The 26,195-nt window shown below is 51.1% G+C and carries 21 protein-coding genes; 7 read left to right on the top strand and 14 right to left on the bottom strand.

The features are described from left to right. The first annotated feature begins 9 nt into the window (after positions 1 to 9). Positions 10 to 1,239, top strand: coding sequence for an ABC transporter permease (locus tag ACYQ2L_RS00960; RefSeq protein ID WP_460050086.1), 1,230 nt, complete (start codon positions 10 to 12; stop codon positions 1,237 to 1,239). Positions 1,240 to 1,271: 32 nt separating this feature from the next. Here ACYQ2L_RS00960 and ACYQ2L_RS00955 read toward each other — a convergent pair whose 3' ends face one another. From ACYQ2L_RS00955 to ACYQ2L_RS00930, 6 genes are all read right to left on the bottom strand, one after another. Then, positions 1,272 to 1,646, bottom strand: coding sequence for a PilZ domain-containing protein (locus tag ACYQ2L_RS00955; protein WP_460050084.1), 375 nt, complete (start codon positions 1,644 to 1,646; stop codon positions 1,272 to 1,274). Positions 1,647 to 1,692: 46 nt separating this feature from the next. Beyond that, positions 1,693 to 2,499 (bottom strand): Cof-type HAD-IIB family hydrolase, encoded by an 807-nt coding sequence (locus ACYQ2L_RS00950; protein WP_460050082.1) that lies wholly within the window; start codon positions 2,497 to 2,499, stop codon positions 1,693 to 1,695. A gap of 66 nt (positions 2,500 to 2,565) precedes the next feature. Continuing rightward, positions 2,566 to 4,692: a diguanylate cyclase domain-containing protein gene (locus ACYQ2L_RS00945; protein WP_460050080.1), complete on the bottom strand. Its 2,127-nt coding sequence runs from the start codon at positions 4,690 to 4,692 to the stop codon at positions 2,566 to 2,568. A gap of 20 nt (positions 4,693 to 4,712) precedes the next feature. Further along, positions 4,713 to 5,867: an MFS transporter gene (locus ACYQ2L_RS00940; RefSeq protein WP_460050078.1), complete on the bottom strand. Its 1,155-nt coding sequence runs from the start codon at positions 5,865 to 5,867 to the stop codon at positions 4,713 to 4,715. 39 nt (positions 5,868 to 5,906) lie between these two features. Then, positions 5,907 to 6,563 (bottom strand): hypothetical protein, encoded by a 657-nt coding sequence (locus ACYQ2L_RS00935; protein ID WP_460050076.1) that lies wholly within the window; start codon positions 6,561 to 6,563, stop codon positions 5,907 to 5,909. A gap of 149 nt (positions 6,564 to 6,712) precedes the next feature. After that, positions 6,713 to 8,701, bottom strand: a complete 1,989-nt coding sequence (locus ACYQ2L_RS00930; protein WP_460050074.1) for a hypothetical protein — start codon at positions 8,699 to 8,701, stop codon at positions 6,713 to 6,715. A 136-nt stretch (positions 8,702 to 8,837) separates the two neighbouring features. Here ACYQ2L_RS00930 and ACYQ2L_RS00925 point away from each other — a divergent pair, with 136 nt between their 5' ends. Next, a complete protein-coding gene (locus ACYQ2L_RS00925; protein WP_460050072.1) occupies positions 8,838 to 9,563 on the top strand; it encodes a hypothetical protein in 726 nt (241 codons plus the stop codon). 17 nt (positions 9,564 to 9,580) lie between these two features. Here the strand turns inward: ACYQ2L_RS00925 and ACYQ2L_RS00920 are convergent, their stop codons facing one another. Genes ACYQ2L_RS00920 through ACYQ2L_RS00910 form a run of 3 tightly spaced genes read right to left on the bottom strand, consistent with a single transcriptional unit; the run spans position 9,581 to position 11,145 of the window. Then, entirely contained in the window at positions 9,581 to 10,519 is a 939-nt protein-coding gene (locus ACYQ2L_RS00920; RefSeq protein WP_460050070.1) for an HU family DNA-binding protein, read from the bottom strand. Next, positions 10,431 to 10,934: a type II toxin-antitoxin system VapC family toxin gene (locus ACYQ2L_RS00915; RefSeq protein ID WP_460050068.1), complete on the bottom strand. Its 504-nt coding sequence runs from the start codon at positions 10,932 to 10,934 to the stop codon at positions 10,431 to 10,433. Before ACYQ2L_RS00915 ends, ACYQ2L_RS00920 begins: the two co-directional genes overlap by 89 nt. Continuing rightward, the gene (locus ACYQ2L_RS00910) at positions 10,924 to 11,145 is read right to left on the bottom strand and encodes a hypothetical protein (protein WP_460050066.1); all 222 of its coding nucleotides are present in this window, start codon (positions 11,143 to 11,145) and stop codon (positions 10,924 to 10,926) included. The genes ACYQ2L_RS00915 and ACYQ2L_RS00910 overlap by 11 nt, the downstream gene beginning before the upstream one ends. A 134-nt stretch (positions 11,146 to 11,279) precedes the next feature. Here ACYQ2L_RS00910 and ACYQ2L_RS00905 point away from each other — a divergent pair, with 134 nt between their 5' ends. The 4 genes from ACYQ2L_RS00905 to ACYQ2L_RS00890 all read left to right on the top strand — a co-directional run bounded on the left by ACYQ2L_RS00905 (position 11,280) and on the right by ACYQ2L_RS00890 (position 19,826). After that, on the top strand, positions 11,280 to 13,358 hold the full coding sequence (locus ACYQ2L_RS00905; RefSeq protein WP_460050064.1) for a methyl-accepting chemotaxis protein: 2,079 nt from the start codon (positions 11,280 to 11,282) through the stop codon (positions 13,356 to 13,358). Positions 13,359 to 13,450: 92 nt separating this feature from the next. Beyond that, positions 13,451 to 15,904 carry an ATP-binding protein gene (locus ACYQ2L_RS00900; protein ID WP_460050062.1) on the top strand — a complete coding sequence of 818 codons (2,454 nt, stop codon included), beginning with the start codon at positions 13,451 to 13,453 and terminating at the stop codon, positions 15,902 to 15,904. A gap of 87 nt (positions 15,905 to 15,991) precedes the next feature. Then, a complete protein-coding gene (locus ACYQ2L_RS00895) occupies positions 15,992 to 18,541 on the top strand; it encodes a hypothetical protein (protein ID WP_460050060.1) in 2,550 nt (849 codons plus the stop codon). Positions 18,542 to 18,551: 10 nt separating this feature from the next. Then, positions 18,552 to 19,826: a hypothetical protein gene (locus ACYQ2L_RS00890; RefSeq protein WP_460050058.1), complete on the top strand. Its 1,275-nt coding sequence runs from the start codon at positions 18,552 to 18,554 to the stop codon at positions 19,824 to 19,826. A gap of 92 nt (positions 19,827 to 19,918) precedes the next feature. Here ACYQ2L_RS00890 and ACYQ2L_RS00885 read toward each other — a convergent pair whose 3' ends face one another. From ACYQ2L_RS00885 to ACYQ2L_RS00875, 3 genes are read right to left on the bottom strand one after another with little or no spacing between them, the layout of a single operon-like run. After that, a complete protein-coding gene (locus tag ACYQ2L_RS00885; protein ID WP_460050056.1) occupies positions 19,919 to 20,785 on the bottom strand; it encodes a symmetrical bis(5'-nucleosyl)-tetraphosphatase in 867 nt (288 codons plus the stop codon). Beyond that, positions 20,770 to 22,254, bottom strand: coding sequence for a PH domain-containing protein (locus tag ACYQ2L_RS00880; RefSeq protein WP_460050054.1), 1,485 nt, complete (start codon positions 22,252 to 22,254; stop codon positions 20,770 to 20,772). Before ACYQ2L_RS00880 ends, ACYQ2L_RS00885 begins: the two co-directional genes overlap by 16 nt. Continuing rightward, positions 22,247 to 22,726 (bottom strand): PH domain-containing protein, encoded by a 480-nt coding sequence (locus ACYQ2L_RS00875; protein ID WP_460050052.1) that lies wholly within the window; start codon positions 22,724 to 22,726, stop codon positions 22,247 to 22,249. The genes ACYQ2L_RS00880 and ACYQ2L_RS00875 overlap by 8 nt, the downstream gene beginning before the upstream one ends. A gap of 49 nt (positions 22,727 to 22,775) precedes the next feature. On the opposite strand from ACYQ2L_RS00875, the gene ACYQ2L_RS00870 reads away from it, so the two are divergent. Beyond that, positions 22,776 to 23,801, top strand: a complete 1,026-nt coding sequence (locus tag ACYQ2L_RS00870) for an omptin family outer membrane protease (RefSeq protein ID WP_460050050.1) — start codon at positions 22,776 to 22,778, stop codon at positions 23,799 to 23,801. Here the strand turns inward: ACYQ2L_RS00870 and ACYQ2L_RS00865 are convergent. Both ACYQ2L_RS00865 and ACYQ2L_RS00860 read right to left on the bottom strand, forming a co-directional pair. After that, positions 23,785 to 25,887: a chemotaxis protein CheA gene (locus ACYQ2L_RS00865; protein WP_460050048.1), complete on the bottom strand. Its 2,103-nt coding sequence runs from the start codon at positions 25,885 to 25,887 to the stop codon at positions 23,785 to 23,787. The two genes, ACYQ2L_RS00870 and ACYQ2L_RS00865, sit on opposite strands and share 17 nt — an antisense overlap. Before the next feature lie 13 nt (positions 25,888 to 25,900). Further along, a complete protein-coding gene (locus tag ACYQ2L_RS00860) occupies positions 25,901 to 26,188 on the bottom strand; it encodes an STAS domain-containing protein (protein WP_460050046.1) in 288 nt (95 codons plus the stop codon). Positions 26,189 to 26,195 lie beyond the last annotated feature (7 nt).

The raw sequence follows: 26,195 nt of genomic DNA, 5'->3' as shown, positions 1-26,195 counted from the left end.
GAGAGCATTATGAAACTTCGCACAATAGCAACAAGAAACATCTTCCGGAATACCCGCCGCAGTGTACTCTCCATAGTTGCGATCTCGATTGCCGCCATGACAATAACTATACTGTTCTCACTCCTGGCAGGGATTTACCGGGACATCGAACATAATGCATGGAACTACGATGCCGGGGAAATCAGAATCCGCAACCTCAGCTATGATCAGTACGAGCATCTGAATCCGATCCAGCATACCGTCGAGGATTATCGAGAACTCAGCAATCTGCTGCTACAGCAGCCAGGTGTACGCGCAATAAGTCCCCGGATCCAGGTGCCAAGCGCTTACTTTCAGGACGACAAACAGGTTGCCGCCATCGGTTTCGGCCTGGACATGGAACAAGAGCATGACTACCAGGACCTGGAGATGCTTGTCCACAGCGGCCGTCTACCTGAAGCCGGAAGTAATGAAATAATAATAGGCACTCGACTGGCAGAGGAAATCGGTGTCGGTATCGGGGATATGGTGACATTTATGACCCAGACCAGATACCGCAGCAGCAACGCCTTCAGTGTAGATGTCGTGGGACTTGCAGAATTTCCCGTGGGCATCCTTAACAGCCGTGCATATATACTACCGATAGAGAGTGCAGAGCGCTTCATGCTCATGGATGGTGGAGCGAGCGAGATCCTGATCAAAAGCACCCGCGGACAGACGGCTGCGCTCACAAAGGAAATCAATACAGTCCTCAGTAAACTTGGCAGGAATGAGATTTCAGCCCGCCCATGGACAGAAATAAGCCCGAGTTATGCCTATCTGCAGATGGCCCAGGCAGCCTACGGATCGATGGCCCTGATGTTTTTCCTGCTAGCCTCGACTGTGGTGATCAGCACAACCATGATGGTCATTCATGAACGCACAAGGGAGATCGGGACATTATCCGCGCTCGGCATGAGCAAAAAGGAACTGATCCGCTTGTTCTTCACTGAGGCCGCTATACTTGGATTCGTCGGCTCATTACTCGGCGTGCTGCTTGGCATTGGCATTACCATTCCCCTAAGCATCTATGGAATAAATTTTGGAGAGTACCTGGACAGTATGGACATGGACATATCATCCACCCTGTATCCGGTACTGAATCTTGTCACGACCTTTGGTGTATTTCTGTATTCTTTCGTCGTGTCCATGATTGCAACCTACCCGTCATCACGCCGAGCCGCCAAACTCCGGCCCGTAGAAGCCCTGCGGGCTGAATAGAATGAGAATATTGGAATTTCCGGGGGGTTCAGCTACTCATTCTGATCGTAGAGTTTGTAGCCCTCACTGAATCCGTAATAGTCGATTATGCGGTTGATGAGGGCCCCCTGGCCTGCAGGCTTGCGGGTTACCCGACAGCCCACCATAAGAATCTCGGGATTCACGTCCGGTTTCTGCCAGCGGGTTTCTATTTCCAGTTCCAGGCTTTGTCCTGAAAATTCCGGAGTATCAGGAAGGCGTACTGCCACGGAATACAGCTTTGCCATAGGCAGTGCTGCAGTTACAAGCAGCAGCAATCCATCCGGCGAAATATCACCTATCCGGCCGAGCATTTTCCCACTGGCCAGATCATCAACCTCCAGATAATAAAATACCTTGCGCCGCGCGCTCTGTCTGTGATGTTCCATACCTGAAGTGTAATTCATTCAGAGAAAATTGCAAAATCCCCGGAGATCATTTCAGAATATAGCGGTACAGTGCCTCAGCAACTCCAGCAATGTTGTTGTCGTTTTCAGTTACTGCATCTGCAGCTTCTTTAGCCTCAGCCGTGGCATTGGCCATTGCAACCGAAAAACCTGCCCACTTGAGCATGCCGATGTCGTTCTGGGCATCGCCCATCGCCATTACACGGTCCTGGGGTACCTGCAGAATTTCGCAGAGACTTGCCAGACCAAAACCCTTGTCGGCTCGCGGGGCAAGCACTTCAAGAAAATAGGGCTTGCTGAAAATTATATTCGCGCGCTCCCCCAGCAGTGACTTCAATTCAATCTGATAAGCCTGAAGAATTTCAGGATCACCGGGAAGAACATACTTGACCGGCTTCATGGCCAGCATCTCTTCAGGACTTGCCTGAACACGCTGAAGCCCTGTCAGCTTGCTGTCCATATGACTGTGGCTGTTACTCCGGTTGTAATAGATTATATTCTCACGGTAGGTCTGCAATGTGGCAGACCTGCTTTCGGCCCATTCCATAACCTCGGCCGCAATGTCGACTGCCAGGCCCTCATACACGAGTTCTTCAGCATTATCACTGCGCATAACCAGGGCTCCGTTGGAACAGACAGCATAGCCTTCCCTGCAGTCCATCTCCAGCTGTTTCAGATAGGGTGCCATCGCAAAAGGTCCCCTGCCGGAAGCCAGAACCACACGGATTCCCCTGTCTTCAGCCGCAATAATGGCATCATGATTCTCACGGGAGAGCTGCTGCTGATCATCCAGCAATGTATCATCAAGGTCGAGCGCAATCAGTTCAATATTCATACCATATTCATACCTTGCCGGCAGGGAAACTGCAAGCTCGGAACACTGATTGCGTGAGCGAAAAACTTAATCCGGGCTCTGCTTGTCCCGATACATTGCTGCATCAGCATTTGACAGCAGACTACCGATATCGCTCGTGTCTGCAGGGTACCGGGAGAAACCGGAGGAAATACTCAGGGATATGGTTCCGTTGTCGAGCTTGAAGGGCTCCTTGAATGCCGAAAAAATCTTGTCCTGAATAAGTATGCAATCCTCCTCCTTCTCTACATCCACTACAACAGCAACGAATTCATCTCCACCGACACGACACAGGCGGTCACTTGAACGAAACAATCCCTTGAGTCGCTCGGCAGCCATGACGAGCACCCGGTCTCCGATCTCATGTCCATATTGATCATTGACCGGCTTGAAGCCGTCCAGGTCCATGTAGAACAGGGCAAATGTCTTGTTATTGCTGACTTTATCTTCGAGGAATTTATCCAGAAACCTGCGGTTGGCCAGCCTGGTCAGTCCGTCATGATCAGCAAGCCAGGCCGTTTGTGCTGCCTGCTTCTGGATACGCACCTTCTCGGACAGAACCTTCCGGTGGCGACTCTCCATTCTGCCCATATTCCAGGCATTTTCTACTGCAACCCCGGCGAACACAGCAATTGCCTCCAGCATCTCGACAATATCCTGACTGAAGACATCAACTTCCAGACTCTGAATTGTCAGCACTCCGCTGACCTCATCCCTTGAATACATTGGTATAAACAGCATTGACTGGGATGTTTGTGCTCCAGGTGTTTCTGCTACCTCAGGACGATTTATATAACGCCTCGCTTCATCGGAATTCCGGAAATACTGCGTTTTTCCCTTGCGGATACAATATGCAGCCAGACTCTGCTCATCACTCATATACACCGTAAAACTGGACTGCAGCTGACCATCATCAATCAGCAAAGGGAATTCAACGGTTTCGTTATCACGGTTATAGACACCGATTGCCAGACTGAACAGGGGAAAAATAACGCTGAGTTCACGCCACATGCGCGTCAGAATTTCTTCCGGCTGCAGGGTGCTGGTGAGGACAACGCCGATTCGCGTAACGGCCTGCAGATGAGCATTAGCCCGCTCCAGGGATTGCCTCCGCTGCCGTTCAAGCTCTGCTTCATGGCGCATGCCGTCCAGATGGTAGGCAGTTTCCAGCTGTTCCAGGCGTGTACTGGATTCTGCACGAAGCCAGTCCCGGCTCAGGCCCATAGCCTTGGTCATATCATCGTAAGCCTCGGCATAACAACCGAGACGCTTGTTGATTTCCGCGCGCTGCTCGTAAGCATCGGCCAGCAGATGACTCACCTCGTATTTCTTGATCTGCCTCATGGAAGCATTATAGGCAGCCCTGGCATCCTTGAACTTGCCTTCACCGGCCAGTGCACTTCCAATCAAAAGAAGGCACTTGATCTTCAATTCCTTGAAGCCTCTGTTCTCAGCCAGCAACAGGGCCTGACGGGCAATGGAAACTGCAGCATCGAAATCTCCGCTATCTGCAGAAATATGACCCAGCCTGACCATATCCGTAATCTCGTTGCTCAGTACTCCATGTTCACGTGCATATTCCAGTGACCTTAGGGTCAATTCCCTGGCTTTCTTCAACTGATTATTTTTTAGATATGCTTCGCCAAGATTGCTGTAGAGCACGGAGGCAAGGAATGGTGGATCATCGTCCTCCAGACAGCTCTCTGCCTCAAGATACAGACGCAGGGCCTCTTCCTCCCGTGAGGTTTTCAAACTGATTCTTCCGAGATTGATGAGCAGACGGCATATATCCTGACGGAGATTATAAAGCCTCGCCTTGCGAAGGCCCTCGCTGTACTCCGAAATCGCATCTGCGAATGTGCCAAGCTGAAAATGCATGGTGCCGAAGGCATTGTGAAACTTGACCTCTAGCTCATGCAGCCCCTGCTCCGAAGAGAATCGTGAACCGGTATCGAAGGCATGCAGGGCATCGGGATACTCGCCCAGTCCGAGATGACAGAATCCGCCAATGTACAGCGCAAGGGCCTGGTACTCCAGGTTTCCATTCTCCCGGGCACGCTCCGAGAGTTCGCCAACAAGCTCAAGCCCACGGCGGGGATCATTGCCCGACAGGGCGTATGCCTGATCATAGAGCTGCTCAAATGATTGTTGCTTGTTCCTGGTGTTAGTATCCATATATACACATTATACTGAAATTACTGAGGGCTGACAGTTTTTCTGAACTGCAGCGCGATCAGCAGCAGAACTCCGCTCAGACTGAGAATCATCATACCAAAAAAAGCATCGGCCGCACTCGTACGGATGAAGGCCCGCCCGAGGTTGCCGGATGCAAAGAGCCCTGCGCTGAACAGCATATTGAATACCGAGCTCATCCGCCCCCTGAAATGCGATGGAGAACGGTCCAGGAGATGCCCCATAATAGCCGGGAACATTACCCCGTGAGAAACTCCATAGCAGAAACCGGAAAACGCTATCCAGGCGATACCCGGGGCATAAAACACGGCAAACTGGCTGGCAGGAATCAGAATCAGGGGAATCAGCACAACCCACCGCAGGGGAAAACGATCAAACCAGCGGCCGAAACCGATCCGTACTACCGCTGTCGTTACAGGATAAGCAATGTAGAAGGGCCGAACCATTCCCAGCCCCCGCTCCAGCACCACATCCGGCAGAAAAGCCTGAATAGTCCCGAAAGCACTGCCCAGAATAAATATCCAGAACAAGGGAGGAATCATGGATCGCCGTCCCAGAACGGTTGCAAAATCGCTCAGTTTCGGCTGTTCTCCGACATGAATTTTGCGTTCCTCCGGAAACAGACGGATACTGATAAGAGCCAGGGCAGACAGACTGAAAGAAAAAATGTAAAGCCAGCGCAGGCCTCCGGCATCAAAGATCGGCTCACCCAGGGCCACGGCTGTCAGCCCTCCAGCCTGACCCATGAGCCCGAAGAGAGCCAGACCGTGCGAACGTTTTCCCTCCGGCAGACTGTGGCTTACAGCTGCGGTAAAGCTCACCATCAATATGGAGAACATTGCTCCCTGAATACCACGCGGTATAGCATAGAGCTCGACCGCCGGCACCGGCAGGAAATACAGCAAGGGAGTCAGGATAATAAACAGCAACGCGACCGTCAGAATTGTTCGTGCCCTGAAATGATCGATAAAAAAAGCCAGGAATGGAAGCACAATTATACCGCCAAGACCCGAAAAGCTCATAACGAAACCCGAAGCCGATGGATGCACTCCCTGCAGCGAGAAATGCTTCGGAAGGAGATTATAGGATTCGTTGCTGCTGACCGCCAGGAAAAGAGCCGCTGCCAGAAATACAAACGGCCCCACGAAACGCTTCATGAGTTGTCCTTTCAGATAGTGTGTTCGCTCTACAAAGCTCTATAGATAATTGAATACCGCCATAAGCGCAGCAATGCCGGCAAAACCAAGGCCCATGACCCACTGCATTATGACAAACCTCTTGTCGACCTGTTCAAAACGTTTGTCCATGTAGTGCAGTATATCCTCGAAGCGCTTGTCAATATAGTGCATCTGCTCTTCGAAGCGCTTGTCGACCTGCGCAAAGCGCTGATTCATTTGGCCCAGCAGCTCCTCGAAACGCTTATCCACCTGTTCAAAACGCTTATCTACTTGTTCAAAGCGCTGGTTCATGCTGCCCAGCATTTCCTCAAAACGCTTGTCCATCTGCTCAAAGCGCTTATCGATCTGCTCGAAACGCTTTTCAACCTGTTCAAAGCGTTGGTTCATATTGTCCAGCAGTTCTTCAAAGCGTCGGTCAATCAGCTCGAAACGCTTTTCGATGAAGACAAGACGTTCTTCCAGGGATGCCGCTCGAAGCTCCATGCTGTCGTGAATAGCCTTAATGCCTTCCTCTACCCGAACAATGCGCTCAATCAGTGAAACATCGAGGGTTGCAGGCAGCTCAGACTTTCGAATATTCAAATAGTCCTCAGCCCATTGCGGAAACTGCTTCCTGATATATTCTCCGATTAGCTGCAACTCTTTATCACCCAGATTCATTGCGGTACTCTCCACTATATCTCCTTCTACTGTACCCCTATATACAGCAGAGGTGTAGCACTTTGCATTAAAAAACAGTGTTTTTCCCAAAAAAAGACCGCCCCCTCAGGGACGGCCTTCGTATGTTTGCACATAAGCTGCGCAAGCTGTGCTCAGCAGATTTCCTAGAAGCGGAAGCTGATGCCGAAGTTCAGGCTATTGAGAATAGTCGCTGGATTAAATCCTGCAGCATTTCCTCCACGGCCGAACAGATCCATATTCAGTGCTGTCATGACACTCGCACCTGACATATCAACGGTAAGACTCTCATTAGGTGTCCAACGAACCATCCAGTCCATTTGACCAGCCCATGGGGCGGCAGCAGAAGTCTTTTCGATTCGCGGTGCGCTTGTGGTTTCACTTGCTATTGGACCATCTGTGACAGTCACGTTCCCATCGGCTGTGGTCATGGCAGCAGAATTAGTGGTAGTTGAAGTTCTGTCATCCTTGTTTGTGGTCCAGGACTGAGTGTGGCTGATGTTGTAGCCACCAATCAGGCTCAGGGTCCCTTCGCGGAAGTCCATGCGCACACTGGTCGGAATAACCAGATCCAGGCTGAGGGTGGTACTTGCGTCTGCACCTTCCCACTCTGTAGTCTGAGTCAGAACAGATCGACCATCAATATTTTCATCTACCAGAGCCGCTGCAGCTACTGGACCGCCGGCTGCTTCAACCGCAGCTTCAGTCAGATCATTTCCGGTTCCATCATTGCGTCGTTCGGTTACAGTGGTGGTGGTCTTGGGTGTTGTAGAATCGCGGTTGTACCCGGGACGCAGGAAGAGTCCGGTAGACAGGGTCAGGAAGCCGCTTTCATCTGTAAATGCCAGACGTCCACCAAGTTCAGACTGCAGGTCGATCTCGAGATTCGATTCTTCACTAATTTCGGAATAGCTTGATTGCCAGTCAGTTTCTGCTGCAGAATTACGAACACGCAGTTCCTCACGCTCGGCTGTGTTGTTGCTTCCAAAATTCATGCCGAACAACATGTGCGCCTTGGTGAATGCAGTAACTCGTTCATCCAGGGCAATTACCGGATCGATTCCACCGCCCAGTTCAAAACCGAACTTACCATTGCGGATGTTATCGAGGTCGAAATATGTGGCTCCACCTGCGTCATCTCCAGCCGCAACTGCGCCACTTCCGGGGAGATTTGCTTCAAGATTCGGATTGCCACTCAGGTTTTCACCATAGGTGCGGGTAATTCGCACGGTTTCATTTTCTTCCCAGTCCGTCATGGTAGTCTGGGCAAAAACGGTTCGTACACCAGTAAGCAGGTTATCATAATCGCTTTCAGCTCCAACCCTCAGGAATGCTGTAAGCGGAGAGCTTTCACCGATCAGTGCAAGTGGCAGCTGTCCAAGTAATGTTACACTCCAGTCAGAGTCGGAAGGATAGCTCCTGGCCTTTCCTTCATCGTCACGACCAAGTATATATGATTCCAGCGTCAGCTGATTCCCAGGATCAAAATCATTGTCCCGTCGGGCATATTCATAGGTATATGTACCACCAACTGTGCGGGCATCATTATTCATACCGACAAACAGCGAAGCGGCAAAGGGGCCCATATTCAGCCCGGTACCAAAGATATGGTTTCGGGTATTGGTGCTGACCGTAAAATTGTAGGCTGTTGTCTCGGTGGATTCGTGGATTACCTCTTCAGGATCCGTGGTATCTCTGGTCTGCTCGACTTCACCATCCTCTATAAAGGAAAGCCCACCAGCCAGACCCGGTGTCGTGGTGTTCCAGTAACGACCGACAAATCCGCCCCGCATACCTTCACCCAGGGGCATGGTTGCGCCGAATTGGTATAGCTGAACATTGACTCCTCCGGTATTGAAAGGATTATTGTATCCTGTTATACCCCAATGAGCGGAATGATTCCCGTACAGGGTAAAAATCCCGTAGCCATCATAGTTGGCCAGCTCAAGGGGAGAGCGCAGTAGAATATCGATTTCATCGGTATATGCACCGTCAGAAACCTCCGAAATCATGGAAGTCGGGAACAGCATATTGGCCCCATTGGTTGAATCAATCCATGTTGACCCTACATCCTGTGCGGGCAGCACAGCAGCTGCTATAACAAGCACAACAGCTGTCATAAAAATACGTTTCATACATCCTCCTGATCTATAGTGTATGTTCATAAGCATAGCCCATCGGGAAGCCGAATTCAAATTGAAACCTGTATTCACGGGTGAAACTGGAATAAAACTCGATTTTTATGAATAACACCTCTATATTACATTTAGTATGAAACAGATATCACTTCTTACGGTATGTATATTGCTATTTCTCCTGCCGCTGTCGGCAGCAGCTGACAGCAGAGTTGATGCTCTTCTGTCGCAGGCTGGCCGCTTGCTGGCAGAGGAATCCGGGACAGATAATCCTGCACGCCGCAGTCTGATCCAGGAACTTCGCAGCAATGGCGCAGTCAGGGAAAGCCTGGAAATTATCCCTTCAGCAGATCCGGATGGTAAGGCGGTGTTCCTGCTGAACGGGAAACCGGTTGATCCCGAAATCGATTCATTGGGTCGCTTTGACAGCTTTGCTTCAATGCTGGAATCAGAATCAGCTGATCAGGATGAGGAAAGCGATGATGGAAGTGACAACAATAGCAGCGGAGGCGGAGGAAGGGGATTCGGAAGTCCTGTTTACGAGAGCCTTCGCGGCAGGGCTAGCGGAAAATCCCGCAGTATTCAGGGACGCAGGGCAGATGGATATGAAATCGAATTCGAGACGGACACCGGGGACACACTGAAGGGTGAACTCTGGCTGGCTGCCGACAGCGGCTACCCTCTGGAGCTGAGCTATAATGCCGACAGCACATGGATAATCCGCGAGGCACGTACCGAAATCAGCTTCAGACTTACTGATTCCGGAAACAGCCTGCCGATTCAGCGCGACCGACTGGACATCTTTTTCAGGATCGGGGCCTTGTTTCTGCAACGCAGCTACCGCATGCTGATCGAATTCTGAGATCTAAAAGTTCGAAATTATTCCTCGTCTTCTTCCTCCACGGGCAAACGCTCGGCGGCAGATTTCACAGCCCCGGAAAAAGAAAACCTGGGAACCATGGTCGGGGGTTTAGCAGAGATGAGCATGTCCTCCCCGGTTGATGGATTGCGCCCCATGTAGGCCTTGCGGGCAGGCTGCTTCTGGACATGAGCCCGGCCGAGTCGGCCTACCGGAACCCTCTCACCCATCATCATTCCGGCACGGATCATGGCAATATAATCATCTATGACTTCCCGGGTCTTGGCCTGGGTCAGGCCGCTGCGTTTGGCAATAAACTGCACCATGTTCTGGGTGGTAAAATGATCGATTGCTGCATTGACCTGGGTCAGCTGCCGGTTGAGTTTGGCAAATCCGTTGGTCAGGAAGAGCATCGCCTCTCGCAGCCGCCGGTTCTGCTCGCCCGGACTCACATCAGCGGGAAAGCTGGCGATATGCAGTATCTCGGAACTCCTGGCAACCGGAGAACCGCGAAAGGTGACGACCTCATCCAGCCGGACTTCCGAGCTCAGCTGCACCGCATCGGCCTGAATGGTATCCGGAACATCATGACGCAGCTTGATGCTGGCGTACTCGAATTTCCGGGCCGGCGGCTTCGGTGCGGCAACCGCAGCCCCTGCTGCCGGGGCGGCTTCCAGCGCTGGTTCCGAGGCTTCTTCCGATGGACTCACTGCTTCCAGACTCATCAATGAGCCGGAGTAGCTCAGCAGGAGCACCGCCCTGCAGTCCGTGGGATCATAGCTGGCCAGTTCAATCATATCCAGCGCCTGAACCTGACCGGCAAAAAGCTCACGCTTCTTGATCCAGTTGGACGCCAGAGCCTGCAGGGATTCATCTCCCGGCGGCAGGCCTGAACTTGCGGTAATACCCCTCAGGTGATTCTGTATGCGCTCGGGCAATTCCTGGAATGTCTGCTTCATGCTGTACCTCTATTTTACTAACTATACTGCTCATATTCCAATCAGAAAAAGGATTCAGAATTATCAACGACTCAAGAGATCGATAATCTTTTACATTTCTAGTAACAAGGATCAGATTATGATACTGAGCCGTCGACGCAATTATATTGTCAGCCATCTTGATCCGTTTATTTCTTCTATTTTCCACGGCAAGTTCTGATATCCCTTGATTTAAATCATGTGCACGAAAACTATGGAGAAATTTCTTCACAACTGCTTCTTCTGATGGAGAAAAGTTAAAGGACATAACCTCAATATAAGTAATTCTGGAAATGCTGCAAGCACTTCGATTCGCAGTAAGAAATTCAGTGACCTGCATGTTTCCATTTAAATGATAAATCAGAATGTTCGAGTCAATAAGATATTTATCGCTCATATTCTTCCCTGAGCTGACGTTGCCAGGCGGCTGGATCGACAACCTTTCCGCCAAGAATGCCAGCTGATTCATTCAAATGTACATCTGAAGGTATATCATTATCTGGATATGAAAATGGGAGAATCAAAATTTCAATCTCGGTATTTAAATATTCTTTTGGAATATGAAGCTTGTAAATCTCTTCCTGAGGCTTGATTATTTCTCTTATCATACAGAATCTCCTTCAATACTCACACTTTCCATTATGTACCTGTTCCAGCCGTCCTGCAACTGCACTGCGGCACGCTGCCGAAGCAATATTCCATAGCTTGCATAAAGGACATTTTGGCTCTATCTTGGTCTTATATGGCCAAGAAAAAAATTCAGCAGTACACAGATCGATTGTACAGAGACTTCCGCGTTAAGGTTATGGTGTCGGTGATTGGAGTGGTATTTGTCACCCTGCTTGTGCAGAACATTCTGCTGCTCTACCCGCCATTTGCAATGCTCGGTTTACCGAATTTTTTCCAGGTTCTGCTGGGCGGTATGCTCATCCTCGTTATAATCGGAATCCCGACCATAGCTGTCCTGGCCTGGTTTATTACACGGAAACTGGGACCTCTGCACAGAGCAGTCAAGAAAATCGACATGGGAGAAACTCCGGATGAGGAAGAGTACTTCGCAGCCAGACACTCCATCTCCAGACTCTGGAAAAACATCTACGCAGCTAATCTCGTCGGTTTCTTTCTGGCCTGGGCGGCCGGGGTAGTACTGAATATCAGTGAGCTGCTGAACGTAGCTGGTATAATCCAGCTGCTTTTTATACTCTCGACTGCCGGCCTGGCAGCCCTCATGCAGCACAGTATTATCACCCTGATTATTGCTGAACCACGGGCGATGCTGAAGATCTACGCGATCGACGCGGATAAGGATGTGCGCGGTGCGAAGATCACCATGAAATCGGTTCTGCAGACCCGTATTATCGCTCTGTTCCTGATTATGACCATGAGCTTCGGCTTCCTGCAGATTTTTACCATTGAACATCGATTCAGAAGCCTGGTCACCAGAGCCGCGACCGGTGAAATAAGCCTGCAGCAGGCAGAGGACAGCTACTACGCACAGCTCAGTTCTTTCGGTGGATTCGATGTTCCCAGGAACGAATTTTCACTGACTGATTACGCTCCGCATCCGCAGCGTTTCACTCTGATTCTGATTGTCTACGTCATTATTCTCATGAGCATCGCCACGGGTGTCCACATGCTCGGCTCGAAATCGATGCTGGGACAGGTCCTGCTGATCCGCAAAAAACTGGCAGAACTGGTGCAGGGTGATGCCGAACTGACGCGTAAAATCGAGATAATCGAATTTGATGAGGTCGGGGACATTGTGTCCAGCCTGAACACCTTCATGGATCAGATCAGTGAACTGCTGCAGACGGTAATGCAGGCCAGCAGCCAGACGGCTGAGTCATCGACAAAACTTCAGGAAGTAATTTTCAGCACGGGCAGTGCCGCCGGCCGCATGGTAGCCGCCATTGAGCAGGTGTCCAGCAATGCCGATGAGCAGCTGAAAGCGGTGGAGGAAACCGGAAACGACATCCGGGGGATTCTTGGTTCACTCGAGACAATCGCCGACCAGGTCAACACGCAGGCCAGCTTTGTCGAACAGACATCGAGCTCCGTAAATGAGATGGCTGCCAGCATCGATTCTGTTACCCAGGCAGCGGAAAAGACCAACAAGGTCAGTGAGGAGCTGACCAAGGTTGCCGGACAGGGCAGTGACGCCGTTAAAAAGGCGATTGAGGCTATCCGCGAGATCGAGGGCAGCTCGAAGCAGATCAACGATATTGTCACGGTTATTTCCAAGATATCTGCCCAGACCAATATGCTGGCCATGAATGCTGCTATCGAAGCCGCCCATGCCGGCGATGCCGGGCGGGGCTTTGCGGTTGTTGCCGAGGAAGTCCGGAACCTTGCAGAAAACAGCTCCAGGAGTGCCAAGGGAATCACCTCTCAGATCAAGGGAATGCTGGAACTTATTGATAACGGGGTACAGCTTTCCGAGAATGCAGGGGTTTCGCTGGACCGAATCTCCAGTGATATCCAGCAGACCAACCAGCTGGTTGCCGAGATATCGCTTGCCATGCGTGAGCAGAATGCAGGAACTACCGAGATTCTGCAAAGCATCAGCTCACTGGTTGAATCGACCCAGACCATCAGTCAGGTGGTGCATACCCAGCGTGAGCGGAGTGAGGCCATGAAGCAGTCTGTCACCGAACTGATCGAGGCTTTCAGCCAGATTCAGGCGGCTACTGCCCAGCAGGCACAGGACAACACCGAGATCGCGGGTTCAGTCGACAACATGCAGAATGTAGCCAAAGAAAACGAAGAGATTGTGGCCCGGCTCAAAAAGGTACTCGAGCGTTACTCCGGGCAGCTCAACTAAATCAAGTGAGCTGATACTACGAAAAAATGATTCTTTGCTGAAATTCAGGCTTGCCATGTGCAAGCCTGTTTTTTTTGCATTAGACTGATTCTATGTCCACACAGGAACTCAACCACGATCTGTTTCATAAGAGTCCGAATGCTATAGCCATCTGCCGCAAGGATATCAGAACCAGTCCAGCGGTATTCCGGTTTGAAGAAGTCAACCACAGTTTCGCCTCTATTTTCAGCAGCTCGCCCGGAAATCTGAACGGCCGGGATGTCCTGGATATTCTGCCGGAGACATGCACGGAAAACTCGTTTTTTGAGAGCGAAACCGAAAGCGAACGATATATTGCCGAGACCGGGCAATGGCTTCGAATCTGCCTCCGGAAGCTGAACGAGTCGCAAACCGCTATATTCCTGCATGACATAAGTAATCAGCACACCGTTGCCGAACTCCTGCAGGACTTCTTTCATACACATACGAGTAAGATGGATTACCAGGAGATAGCCGATCGCTTCAGAAAGGTGACTGGTGCACAGGTGGCTGCCTTTCATGTGAAGGGTTCCTGTGAGTACTTTTCCCACACTGCGGCGATATCTGCAGAATCAGAAATTCTTGAACAGCTTGTGACCCTGACAGGCACCCCCTTGATCCACAGCCGTGCTGCCCTGAACGGTTTGCTCCGCATGTTCGATTTCCGGGATATTATCGAGGTAGAGTCACTGGCGGGACTGATAGGTCATAGACACCCCTACTACAAGCTTCTGTCCCGTGTAGAATGCACCCACCTGACAGGACAGAAACTGGTCTGTCTGATTCGTGCTGCCGACCAATATGTAGGTCACTTCAGCCTCGTCATGCCGCCGGGAGAACGATTCTCGAACCTGAGTCTGGCAGAAATCTTTGCCAGAGAGGTCGGCATCCTGCTGACCCGGGTTACTGAGGATGAGGCAGAAAGCAATACCCTCAGTGAACTGGTCAAGTTCTCCGCACAGGTACCGGGAGGCATTTTCCGTCTGCAACGCAGCAGAGACGGCATGTACAACTTCCCCTTTTTTACTCCGCATCTTACCGAACTGCTGCCTGTATACCTGAGCGAAGTAAGTGAAGACGCCAACAGTCTTTTCTCGTTTATCCGGCCGGATGAGGAACGCGAGCGCTTTGTGGCTGCCCTGGAGAAATCAGCTTCCCGACTGCATACCCTGGATTTTGATTTTCAGGCAGAGCACTCACAACAGAGGAAACGCTGGCTGCATGTTCTCGCGCAGCCGGAGAAAAAAAGCAGCGGCAAGATAATCTGGAGCGGGCATATAAGTGACGTCAGTGAGCGCAAGGAGCAGGAACAGGCACTTCGGGAAGCCAAACAGGCAGCAGAAGATGCCAACAAAGCCAAGGATCAGTTCATAGCTAACGTCAGCCACGAACTGCGCACACCACTCAACGGAATCATGGGAATGACCTATCTTATTCTCAAGAGCCCCCTGAACGATGAACAGCTCGAGTATGCCCTGCTCGCCCAGCAAAGCCTGCAGCGCATGACGAACATTGTAGACGACCTGCTTGACTTTTCACGCATTGCCAATAATACCATGAGAATAAGCAGCCGAAGTTTCACGCTGTCTGATACCCTGCAGAGCATGGTTCAGCCCTACCAACTGCTGGCTGAACAGAAAGCTGTAGAGCTACTGCACATGATAGATCCTTCGGTTCCCGCCTCAATCTGTGGAGATCCAGACAGAATTGCCCAGATCATCGGCAACCTTCTGAACAATGCGGTCAAATTTACCAAAGAAGGCTCGATCATGCTCATGACCGACATTGAACAGACAGATGGCTACGAGCAGATCGTGTTCACTGTCAGTGATACCGGCTGCGGCTTCGACCCGGCACTGAGCGATACCCTCTTCGAAGCATTCCAGCAGGCCGACGGCTCGCTGACTCGAGCCTATGAAGGAGCCGGCCTGGGCCTCACCATCGCCCGTGATCTTGCCATGCGCATGGGAGGCAGCATTAGCTGTAGCAGCACGCCGGGTGAAGGAAGCACATTCAGATTCATGCTGCCCCTGGAGGCTGGAGACTGTGATCAGGCTGGCTGCAGAGATGAAGACAATCCGCATATAGCAATAATGAGCGACTGCCTGGAATACCCCGACGGTGAAGCTGTCATAAGTCAGAATGACTGGAATCAGTTGAAAATTCTGATCGCCGAAGACGACCGCATCAACCGCAAAATCATTCAGCGGGCAATTGAAAGCATGGGCCATGAACCCGTGCTGGCAGAAACCGGCGCCGAAGCGATTGCGGCCCTCAAGCAGGACAAAGATATAAACCTCATACTTATGGACGTACAGATGCCAGACATGGACGGCAGCGAGGCGGTCCGCCGCATCCGCAAGGGAGAATGCGGTGCCGCCTACACGGATATACCCGTCATTGCAGTCACTGCCCACGCCCACAGTGACGAAACCGAGGAATTTCTGAAAGCAGGCATGAATGCGGTTGCCACAAAACCTGTTGACCTCAAGAAGCTCGAACAGACAATACAGGAGTTTTTCAGGTAATCAACTTGGATTCTCATGTACTTCGAGCTATACTTATGTATACAGGGTGAAGCCCCTTTGCAAAGGGAATATCCCGAGGAGACGACCATGAGAAAAATATATGTAATCCTGATCGGATCTGCCATCATGGCACTGATCGCATCCTGCGGTTGGGTCATGCCGGAAGAGGTCCAGATAATCGGTAAACCATCAGTTGAACTACCGGCAGGTTCAACAACACTTGATCTTACCGAGTTCTTCGATATGCGAGCCATGCTCGAGGACGCGCTCACAGCTGACTTCGGCGAACCAAGCATTTATCTCAATGATGATGGGGCCTTCACCTTTGAAGTATCCCAGGATTTGATCGAGTTCAACCCCAACGACTTCGCCGATGATGGATTGAGCCTTGATGCAGTCAACCAGGACATAGACCCGCAGGAGTTTGTAGTTCCTGATATGGATATCGACAGTGAGATAAAAATTAATGTCGATCCGATAGATCTGCCAGGTAGTATAGAAATTGACCCAGTAAGTGTCACTGCACTAGAGCCTGACGGTAATGGTGTAGTCAACTTCGATAGTGATTTCCCACAGAATCCAATACATATAGAAACCGATGGTTATAGTAGTATTACCTTTTCAGAAGGGTTCCTCAATATTGTCATTACCACTACAGGAACGTCTCCAGGTATGGAGCTCAGTATTCATAACGCACAGCTCCTGGATTCAAACAATGATCCTATTGCAACAGCAGAGGGGAATGCTGGTACCGCGTTAGGTGCTGTTATTGATCCAGATATAACTCTGGAGTTTGACCTTTCAGAGGCTGCTTTCACCAGCAATATCTACCTTTCATTTTACCTGGAGATTGAAAATGGAGATGGAGCAACTTTTGAACTAACTGCAACACCTGGTTTTGTAGGCACCAAGATACAGGCAGCCGAGGGAGTTGATTTTTCAACAGATCCAGATAGCATAACAGAAGAATTGGAAAATCCACTGCCAGACAATATTCGAAAGGTAATCATTGGCACTGGAGAAATGGAGATTACGCTTGAAATTCCCGGAGATTGGGAGGGAGTATCTCTGGATACTACAGCCAATCTCCTGATAAATGGTACCAGTGTATCTACTGATGCAGGTACCGGCGACTTGATTACCTTAATACTTGATCTGGACGGAATTACTATTGAGGAAGATGATGAGCTTGAGGTGGAGTTCATATATAATGTCATTGGCAACAACGCCAGTTTCGAGCTCACCGATACTCCGGAAATCACCGCAACAACAACCCTGACCATATCGAATTTCTCCGAGATAGAAATGGATGCTGAGGACCTGAACTTCAGCCAGAACATTGGTATAATCTTTGATCAGGATACACTGGATTTTATAGAGGCTATCAATCTGGTAGGAGGAACCGAGAACCTGGAGTTCTCCATAATTAATGGTTTACCAACTGATATTGTTGTCACCCTGGTTTCACAGGCACTGTTGTTTACTATAGACGATCCATACACAGTAACACTGAATTTTCCAGGAGACAGAAGCACAGCAGATGAAAAGTCTATTACCCTGGATTCCAGCATAGTGTTCGATAATCTCAGAGACGATGTTGAGGATGACGAAGGGAATATCGGTACCGGTATAGACCTGGAGCTGCGGATAGAAATGACAGGTTATGATGAAGCTACCAATACCCTGACACTTACAAATGTCACCCCTGGTGAAGACTACAACTTCTCCGGATCCATTAACTTTGCTCCGGAAATATACAGCATTCATCTCAAGGATCTGGAAATGAACAGCAGTACTGAAGGTGACCCACAGGAGCCAATGGACTTCTCGATGATTGCAGACTTTCTGCCTCCCGGTGTTACTATCGACGGTATTGAAGGATATCTAACAATACGCGGGGCTGATTTCAACGGCGAACTGGTAATGATCGGTCACTACAACGAAGGTGAGGATGTGATCGTGCTGGCAGGTGGAGAGTTGACAGACGGAGGTGATCGCACAAATCCTGCCGACTATGCTGCTGTCACCTTCGAAACAGGCGATGATATTGCAATTGACCTGGAGACCGTCATAAATACCGGCCCTTCAGATCTTGTGATTGAGTACTACATAAACGTAGTAGGTTACGAGCTGATACTGGCAGACATCGAAGACAGCGAACCCATCTCCATCGGTATGCGCCTGGTTGTGCCGCTGCAGCTGAACGTTCCTGATGGCGGTGTGGTCTGGACTCCTCTCGACGAGGACGGGAATCCGATGATCGCTTTCGATGAAGATCTCTTCGGTCGGGAATCGATTGAAGCCGAGGATGACGAGGTTGCTAAACTGTTGCAGCAGGTTGAATCGGTTGCCCTGAACTATGGACTGGTAAACGACAGCGGACTGAATATGACGATCAGAATGAAGCAGGGTGATTTCGAGAAGCAGATTGGATTTGCTACTGCTCCTGATCACAAGCTGGAATTCACAGCCGCTGATTTCCTCTTTCTCAGGGAGAACTTTTTCATGCCGGACATCGATATTCTGCTGCCGGGAGGATCTATGCCGATAAACCCTGATGTTGAAGTCACAGTGAGTCTATGGATGTCCCTCAAGACTGATATCGATTATACATTCCCTATAACCGGGAATTTCTAAGGAGTACGTTATGACACAGAAAAACCGTATACTATTCGGCGGCGTGATAATGTTCATGCTGCTGGCAGGCGGGGTCATGGCGACTCCGAACAGCACATGGAACCACCGGGCAAATCCGAGCCTGCTTTCTGCAGGGGGCCGACCCTTCTTCGAACTTGGTGTATCCGGCACTGCCGGTGTCCAGAACAGCTATCTTTCTGCAGGAAGAATTCTCCAGCAGACTATAGTTCTGGATCTGGATGAGCTGAACAGGAATGTGGGGAATGCCGGCTACAGAATCGGTTCAACCCTCGATCTGGGAACCCACTTCAGTGCCCACCTCTTCGGACTTGGTGTAGGTATCTACGCGGACAACTACAATCTCGTTGAGACCCGCATTCCCAAGGGGTTTTTCGAAGTTCTGGCAGAAGGCATAGAGATGGACAAGCAGTATGCTTCATCCAGCCAGTCTTTTATAAAAAGCTATATTGATTACGGAGTCTACAGCAGTCTGCGCTGGAATCAGTATACTTTCGGTGGCAAACTCGGCATCTACATACCGCTAGCCCACAGCCGTAATGCAGAATTCGGCTACGAATTCCTGGCCAAGAGTGGCGGTGAGCTCAGTGGATCAGCTGGCCTTACCGCCGAACTCTACTCAGCCTTTGACCTGGAAAACAGCGATACAATCGGTCCTGAAGCACTTGAGGCTGCCAACAAGGGGCTTAAAATTGACTTTGGTGTGATTCACAACCCGAACAAGCGCCGTCCGGACTGGGGACTCTCTGTAATCAATGTTCCACTGTATGCACCACCGGCTAACTATGGCTGGAATTTCACTGCAGACACATCAGCAGAGATTGAAAGTCTGCTCGATCTGTTTCTGAATGAGGACAGTGACGTGGACCCGGATGCTGAAGAAGGAGGCGGTTTTCAGGAACCTGAACTCGATTTTGGTGCTCTGGATGGAGAACTTCCCCGCATCTATATGCCGCTGAGCGTCGGCGGTTTCTACCGCTACACCGGCTTGCCCCTGATTGATCTCATTGGTCATGGTGCACTTGTATTTTCAGAGCCCTTCAGGGTGAATGCAGGTGTCCACGTCGAGGGTTCAGTATGGCCTCTAACCGGCATATCCTTTGGTATCGCTCACCAGGATATAGCGTGGAGGAGCACACTGGGTCTCCGCTTGAATATCCGCGTACTCGAGCTTGGGCTGCAGGTCAGCACCAGCAGCCCGCAGTTCTGGGGTGTATTCTCTACTCGTGGAGCAGCAGCCCGCCTGAATATCGCCATGGGTTTCTGATATAGACACAGTATAGAATCTATTGTACTGATTTCAGGGCTGTTCGGACTATTGTTCGAACAGCCCTTTTTTTGAGGCCAACACCGGAACTACTACACATCTACAGACCAGAGCTGTTTGGTCCGGATGTTCAGGGCAGTCAGGCTGTGTCCGCCGCCGCAATTGGTATCCAGTCCGTAATACGGGTGTTCATGCAGTCCGCCGAGGCGTGCCCAGTGACCGAAGCAGACAGCAGCCTGAAGACCGGGCTGTCTGCGGCTGTACATGCGAAACCAGGGCAGAATCTCCTGGTTTTTGCCTCCTCCGAGCAGATAGGTCTGTATTATTTCTTCTGAATTGCTGCCCGGGAACACATCACCCCGGCTGTTGGTGAATCGTAGATGAGTAAAGGCCTGAATCGTATACGCCGCTGCATCCTCCTGTAGATACTGCCAGGGACAGTAAGGGAAGGGCTGTTCGGGGGCATTGATTCGACGGTCGCGGCTTATGCGCTGCAGGAGACTCTGTCGTTTGCGGGTATTGGATCCATGCAGAATTGATTCGGCAGCGCCGGCTCTGAGACTTGCTTCCTTGATATTCCACTGTGGAGGTATGCCGGCATGCACGAGTACCAGACGCCGGCGGCGCTGATAGATAAGCAGGGGCTGTTTTCCAAGCCAGTCCAGGGCAGCATCTGCTGAGCTGTGATCCAGCATCGCCTTGAAGCCGTCAGACTGGCGGGGCTGCAGCAGTCCTTCCCTGTATGCCAGTGCATAGAGATCATGATTACCGAGTACTGTCACCGCTGAACTGCCCAGACTACGGACGTAGTTCAGCACCTCAATGGATTGTCCCCCCCGGTTTACCAGATCGCCTACAAAGAGCAGTTCATCGCTCCTGCTGCTGTAATGGAATTTCTCCAGCAGCCGATGCAGGGCATCCAGATTGCCGTGCACATCGCCGATTACATAGCAGGGCATGACGCTTCCTCAAACCATGAACGGATAGTCTCCGCATCCTCAGCGGCTATGCTGCGCACAATACTGCCGCTCATGGGAGTGAAGCGCAGAATACCGGTGACCGCCGAAAGCCGGACGGTTCCAAGCTTCATCCGCCGCTCGAGCGGTCCATACTGCAGCTCCGCTGCCTGAACCCGTCGATGGAGAATTCTTACCGTTCTGCGGGCCCAGAACCGTCCACGAAATACCGCTATACCCTGCTCAACCAGGCTGCCGCTGTCGCGGTGCATCAGCACGGCCCAGGCCGCTGGTATACCCGTCAGCAGAAGCAGCCAGGGCAGCGAAAAATACCAGGCCGCTGCCGCGATACACATAAAAACCGGCACTGCAGCGCGTAATATATAAAGCCAGACAGCGGAGGCCGGGGGCCGTTGAGGTTCACCGCTATGAATATATTCGGGAAGCAGGGATGCAAGCGCAGAATCCAGTTCCCTGCGTCTGATCATCGGAAAGAGCTTGGCGCTGTCCATACCATCGTTGCTGCTCTGCCCGACAACCGAAGCTTTTACCACTGCCCTGCCGAACAGAGCACGCACCGGGCTTTCAACTATCGTCAGGGTATGAATACGGCTCACCTCAAGCTCGGTACTGCGTCTGGTGAGCAGACCCCGGCTGATGCTGATGTGCTTGCCGTTCCGAACTGCGGAGAATCCCCAGAATGATTCGATATGCAGCAGACTGGAGGTGATCCAGGAAATAACAAGCATTCCTCCAAAAATGGCCGCAAACATGACAATTACATTGGGAAACAGATCGTAAAAACGATCCTGCAGTTCACTATCTATAATGCTGCTGAGTTCACCGTAGATCGCAACCCAGAAAATCAGACCAGCAAATATGCCACCGGAAGTCACACCCGCGATAATCATATCAGAAATCCGCATGGTGAAGCGCGAGCCAATAGTACTGTCCATGCTGTCCGGACCTGGACTTGATGCTCGCTCCGCTGCATCCTGAGAAGGCTCTCCTGAACGCTCGCCTACAGCAGGGTTCAGCAGCTGCTGCAGGCGCTCAGCCTCCTGGAGATTTACTGCAGGCAGATAGATTTCAGGTTCATCGCTACCGCCGGCAGTCTCGATACGCAGGGCATTCAGCCCCAGTATGCGCATAAATGGACCCGCCTGGGTAGTTATGCGCTGCACACGGGAAAGCGAAGCGAAGCGATGACGCTTGATCAGTATTCCCCAGTTCAGGCTCAATCCGGAATCATCGGCCTGATAGCTGAAGCAACGCCACCAGATAAGGTTGTAGACCGCGGCAGCTGCCCATAGCAGCACTATACCCAGCAATGTAAGCAATATTCTCAGGAAGCTGAAATCCGAAGTTCTGGTCAGTACAAGCACAAACAGAATCGGCACAGCAATACCACGGATAGCAGAAAAACTGCGGCTGAATACAGTATAGGGATGCAGCTTGCGGAGATCAGACATCGTCCCCGCTCCTGTTCGTCAATTCAACGATCTGGGCGCGTATGCTGTGAGCGCGCTCTATCGGCAGCACCGGAATGACATGCACACTGCTGGCAGTGTATACCTGGACATGAGCCAGCCTGAAAAGCCTCAGCAGCGGCCCCTGATTGGTATCCGCATGCTGAATTCTGGCAAAGGGAACGCTGGTAAAGGTCCGGAACAGCAAGCCCCTGCGGGTTTCTATGCGGTCATCAGTGATTCTGTAACGCCAGATCCGGTAGCGGATCTGCGGGAGCAGGGCACAGAAAACAAGCAGAAAAACCACCAGCAGGGAAATGCCGGAAACAATCGCTGTTGTCAAACCAAGCCAGCCGAACAGGACTGCGGCAATCACCCCGGATGGAAAAATGACCAGACCAGTCAGCGCTGCCCGCACGGCCCAGATAAGCCTGGCCTGTCCAGCAAGTTTTTCTCCCCATTCTTCCTGCACCATGTCATACTCCTATTGCTTTTATAGCTCTTTTTTACCACAGTAGTATACTGTGAAATATTATCCACGAAAACACTGCCATATATACCGCACAGCTTCCCTACTATTCGCTTTTATTGCCATTCTGACAATACAGCCCTTATATGCCCTTGATCCGGATGACAGCGATCGGAATGTGTCTGACTGGACGCTTTCCACCAGCGTCTACACTGCCCTGGTCTACGGACAGCTCGGTGAATACGTCTTCTCTGAACAGCAATCATACCGCGACGACGACATGTTAAGCCACCTTACCTGGGATCTGAAGCCGGCTCTCATGCAGGGTTTCCGCCTGGAACTCCAATATACCAATACCAGAGACGACAGAATGCAGAGCGGAGCAGAATTCGGTGTGGATTTTTCCGGCGCAGTACCTTTGGCATCAGGAAAGATGACCGACCGCGACTGGATGAACCAGCATTCTTTCCGGACGGATCCCGACGATCCCTTTTCGCCAAGCCATTACTCTGAACATGATTTGTTTCTCCTTGGAGGTTACCGGGCAGATGTATGGGCAAACCTGCACCTGGGAACCGATCTGCAGTTCCTGCCTGGAATCGGCTTCCGCAGCCATTATTACACTTTTGACGGCAGAGACGGCTTCGCCATTTATCCAACCGGCGAAGTCGAGTTTCATGGAACCGTTATCTCATACCGTCAGTACCACCGAATTCCCTATCTCTCAATGGGACTGCTTGTTCCGGTTCGCAATAAGGGAGAAGTCCGGCTGAAGGGCGATATTGGGTGGCCAATACAGGTAGATGCCATTGACCACCATTACAAAACAGGCCGGGAGTATTACGATCTCCCCAGAGGGGGGCTGTATGCCGGTATACATCTCGATGGAAAACTGAGAATAAGCGAGGGAATAGAAGTGACCGCATCCAGTGCTGCCGAGTATGTTCCTGTATTCAAGGGTGATTCATACGAGCTCAATGTACTGACTGGTCTGATCAAAGGCCCATTCACTGATGCAGGTGGAGCTTCCAAAATCCTCACCCGCATCAGCCTGGGCCTGCGGATCAGTTCCGGGTTGTAGACAGGGCTGCCCGATCTACCCGCTGTTCTGCGCCAATTCCGGATACGAGCTTTGCAATGTCCAGAATGAAGGATATTCCGCCATCTCCGAGGATGGTTGTTCCGCTCAGCTCCGGGGCAGTGCGAAGGGCGGTATTAAGCGGCTTGATAACCGCCTGATACTGTCCGATGATTTCATCCACCACAATTCCGACTGGCTGTCCCCCGGCTGCCGACACCACAACATTGGAAATCTGCGGTGTTTCACCCTCAATCTTCAGGTGCTGTCTGAGATCAACATACGCCATGGCAGCTCCATTGTAGTTCTTCAGGCACTTACGATTCCTGAGCACCTCGGGAGCATCCCGTAGAATAAAGCATTCATCGACATCGCTGAGGTGAATGGTAAAATGATCCTTGCCGACACGCACCAGCAGGCTGTCGATTATAGCCAGAGTGAGAGGCAGACGTATCCGGAAACTGCTACCCTGCCCCTTCCGGCTGTCCATGCTTAGAGTGCCGGAGAGCGCTTCGACCTCCATGAGTACGGCGTCCATACCGACGCCACGGCCGGAGACGCTGGAGACCTCATCACTGGTCGAGAAACCCGGGGCAGTCAGGAGCGAGAGAACATCAATCTCATCGGGATTGCTGTCGGCACTGATTAATCCCCGGGACACCGCTTTTTCCCATACCTTCTGATTGTTGACCCCGGCCCCGTCATCCGATATTTCGATTTCTACCTGTGAGCCGATGTAGCGTGCCTGCAGATAGATGGTACCGGTAGCAGGCTTGTTTGCTGCCAGGCGTTCTTCCCGTGTTTCAAGGCCATGGTCTGCAGAGTTGCGGATCAGATGTACGAATGCCCCTTTCAGTCGATCGATTACGATCTTGTCGAGCTCGGTCTCCCCGCCGCTGATGCTCAGCTCGATCTCCTTGCCTGTTTCACGGCTCAGATCTCTGACCAGGCGCTTGAAACTGATAAAGGTGTCATTGAGCGGCACAAGGCGCATGCTCATGACACCCTGCCGGAGATCACCGACCAGCAGCTCAAGGGCTTCGACAATTCCAGTGAGCTGCTGATCCTTGAGGGTTTTCATCCGCCGACTAAGCCGGGCCTGCAGGGTGACCAGCTCACCAACCAGATTGACCGCGGTATCTACCTTTTTGCCCGGGATTCTGAGACTGGCCTGGGAGTCGTGACGTTTGCTGAACTGCTCCTTGATAAAATCCTGTTCATTCAGGGCCTCATCCACCAGTTCTTTGTTTACAAAGCCGCGTTGCACCGCGATCTCACCCAACCGGAGGTACTTCTTCTGTTCCTCAAGAATCAACTCCATCTGATATCTACTCAGGTGCTTCCGGTTCAGCAGTATTTCCCCCAGTTTTGGAAGCGTACTCTCATCGTCTTCATTGATCGAAATTCTACGGACAGAAAGCTCGGCGTTGTGCTCTGCAAATATGAAAACATCCCGTATCTGTTCCTCTGTGGTTTCTCCAGCAAGCAGAATATCGAAACGCGTATAACACACCCCTGGATCCAGGTTCATATTTCCCGGGAGCTGACTGACATCCGCAGTAATCCGGATCTCACCGAGTTCCGAGAGTTCACGGAACAATAAATCGGGACGCCCACCTGTCATGAGAAAATTCATGTCCGGCCTGAAGAAGATGTGATACATGGCGAAATCGCCTTCCTGGGCAGCATCCTCCACCTTCATTTGCGCTTCAGTGGCCGACCGGGAATCTGTCCCTGTTCCCTGAGGAATTATAGCTTCCCATTCTGCAGTGTCTGCCGGAATTGTGGAATCCTGAAGCATCCTCCGAAGGAAATCGACCCCTTGCAGGCCGAGATCGATTATTTTCCTGGAAGGCTCCAGGGTCTTTTCCCGTATCTGATCGAATACATTCTCCATTACATGAGCCTGCTCGGATAGATTACTGAACCCGAACATTCCTGCGGACCCCTTGATGGTATGTACACCGCGGAATATTCTGTTGATCAGTTCATCATCCCCGGGATTCTTTTCCAGCTTGATCAGATCGAGTTCAAACTGCTCGAGAATTTCAGTGGTCTCGTCAATAAATACATTGTTGGGAACATTCATAGCTGCATTTCCTTTATACCTGCAGAACGTGATTCAAGCCGCAGAGCCTGATCAGCTCCCTGACCGGAGTTGCCATTGATGATGAGTAATCAAGCTTGATATTATGCCCGGCTGCGTATTTCTGCATGGCAGCAAGAAGCTGTACAAAGGAGAAATCCGTTTCCACCAGCCCGCTTGAGTCTATGACGATTTCCTTTTCAGTGCGGCTCATTTCCCGAAGCAGTTCATGTATTTCGCCACAGTCCGCAACCTGTACATCTCCACTAACTACGAGCTTGGTCCCCTGTTTCTCTACTGCCAAATTATGT

It is taken from the genome of Spirochaeta dissipatitropha (genome assembly GCF_054657935.1).
The sequence above is the reverse complement of the archived record's forward strand: the minus strand, read 5'-3'. Positions and strand labels throughout refer to the sequence as shown.

What these genes read in the sequence shown, in the direction of transcription:
- ACYQ2L_RS00960 (WP_460050086.1), top strand. Translation starts at nt 10, where the DNA reads ATGAAACTTCGCACAATAGCAACAAGAAACATCTTCCGGAATACCCGC.
- ACYQ2L_RS00955 (WP_460050084.1), bottom strand. Translation starts at nt 1,646, where the DNA reads ATGGAACATCACAGACAGAGCGCGCGGCGCAAGGTATTTTATTATCTG.
- ACYQ2L_RS00950 (WP_460050082.1), bottom strand. Translation starts at nt 2,499, where the DNA reads ATGAATATTGAACTGATTGCGCTCGACCTTGATGATACATTGCTGGAT.
- ACYQ2L_RS00945 (WP_460050080.1), bottom strand. Translation starts at nt 4,692, where the DNA reads ATGGATACTAACACCAGGAACAAGCAACAATCATTTGAGCAGCTCTAT.
- ACYQ2L_RS00940 (WP_460050078.1), bottom strand. Translation starts at nt 5,867, where the DNA reads ATGAAGCGTTTCGTGGGGCCGTTTGTATTTCTGGCAGCGGCTCTTTTC.
- ACYQ2L_RS00930 (WP_460050074.1), bottom strand. Translation starts at nt 8,701, where the DNA reads ATGAAACGTATTTTTATGACAGCTGTTGTGCTTGTTATAGCAGCTGCT.
- ACYQ2L_RS00925 (WP_460050072.1), top strand. Translation starts at nt 8,838, where the DNA reads ATGAAACAGATATCACTTCTTACGGTATGTATATTGCTATTTCTCCTG.
- ACYQ2L_RS00920 (WP_460050070.1), bottom strand. Translation starts at nt 10,519, where the DNA reads ATGAAGCAGACATTCCAGGAATTGCCCGAGCGCATACAGAATCACCTG.
- ACYQ2L_RS00915 (WP_460050068.1), bottom strand. Translation starts at nt 10,934, where the DNA reads ATGAGCGATAAATATCTTATTGACTCGAACATTCTGATTTATCATTTA.
- ACYQ2L_RS00910 (WP_460050066.1), bottom strand. Translation starts at nt 11,145, where the DNA reads ATGATAAGAGAAATAATCAAGCCTCAGGAAGAGATTTACAAGCTTCAT.
- ACYQ2L_RS00905 (WP_460050064.1), top strand. Translation starts at nt 11,280, where the DNA reads ATGGCCAAGAAAAAAATTCAGCAGTACACAGATCGATTGTACAGAGAC.
- ACYQ2L_RS00900 (WP_460050062.1), top strand. Translation starts at nt 13,451, where the DNA reads ATGTCCACACAGGAACTCAACCACGATCTGTTTCATAAGAGTCCGAAT.
- ACYQ2L_RS00895 (WP_460050060.1), top strand. Translation starts at nt 15,992, where the DNA reads ATGAGAAAAATATATGTAATCCTGATCGGATCTGCCATCATGGCACTG.
- ACYQ2L_RS00890 (WP_460050058.1), top strand. Translation starts at nt 18,552, where the DNA reads ATGACACAGAAAAACCGTATACTATTCGGCGGCGTGATAATGTTCATG.
- ACYQ2L_RS00885 (WP_460050056.1), bottom strand. Translation starts at nt 20,785, where the DNA reads ATGCCCTGCTATGTAATCGGCGATGTGCACGGCAATCTGGATGCCCTG.
- ACYQ2L_RS00880 (WP_460050054.1), bottom strand. Translation starts at nt 22,254, where the DNA reads ATGTCTGATCTCCGCAAGCTGCATCCCTATACTGTATTCAGCCGCAGT.
- ACYQ2L_RS00875 (WP_460050052.1), bottom strand. Translation starts at nt 22,726, where the DNA reads ATGGTGCAGGAAGAATGGGGAGAAAAACTTGCTGGACAGGCCAGGCTT.
- ACYQ2L_RS00865 (WP_460050048.1), bottom strand. Translation starts at nt 25,887, where the DNA reads ATGAATGTTCCCAACAATGTATTTATTGACGAGACCACTGAAATTCTC.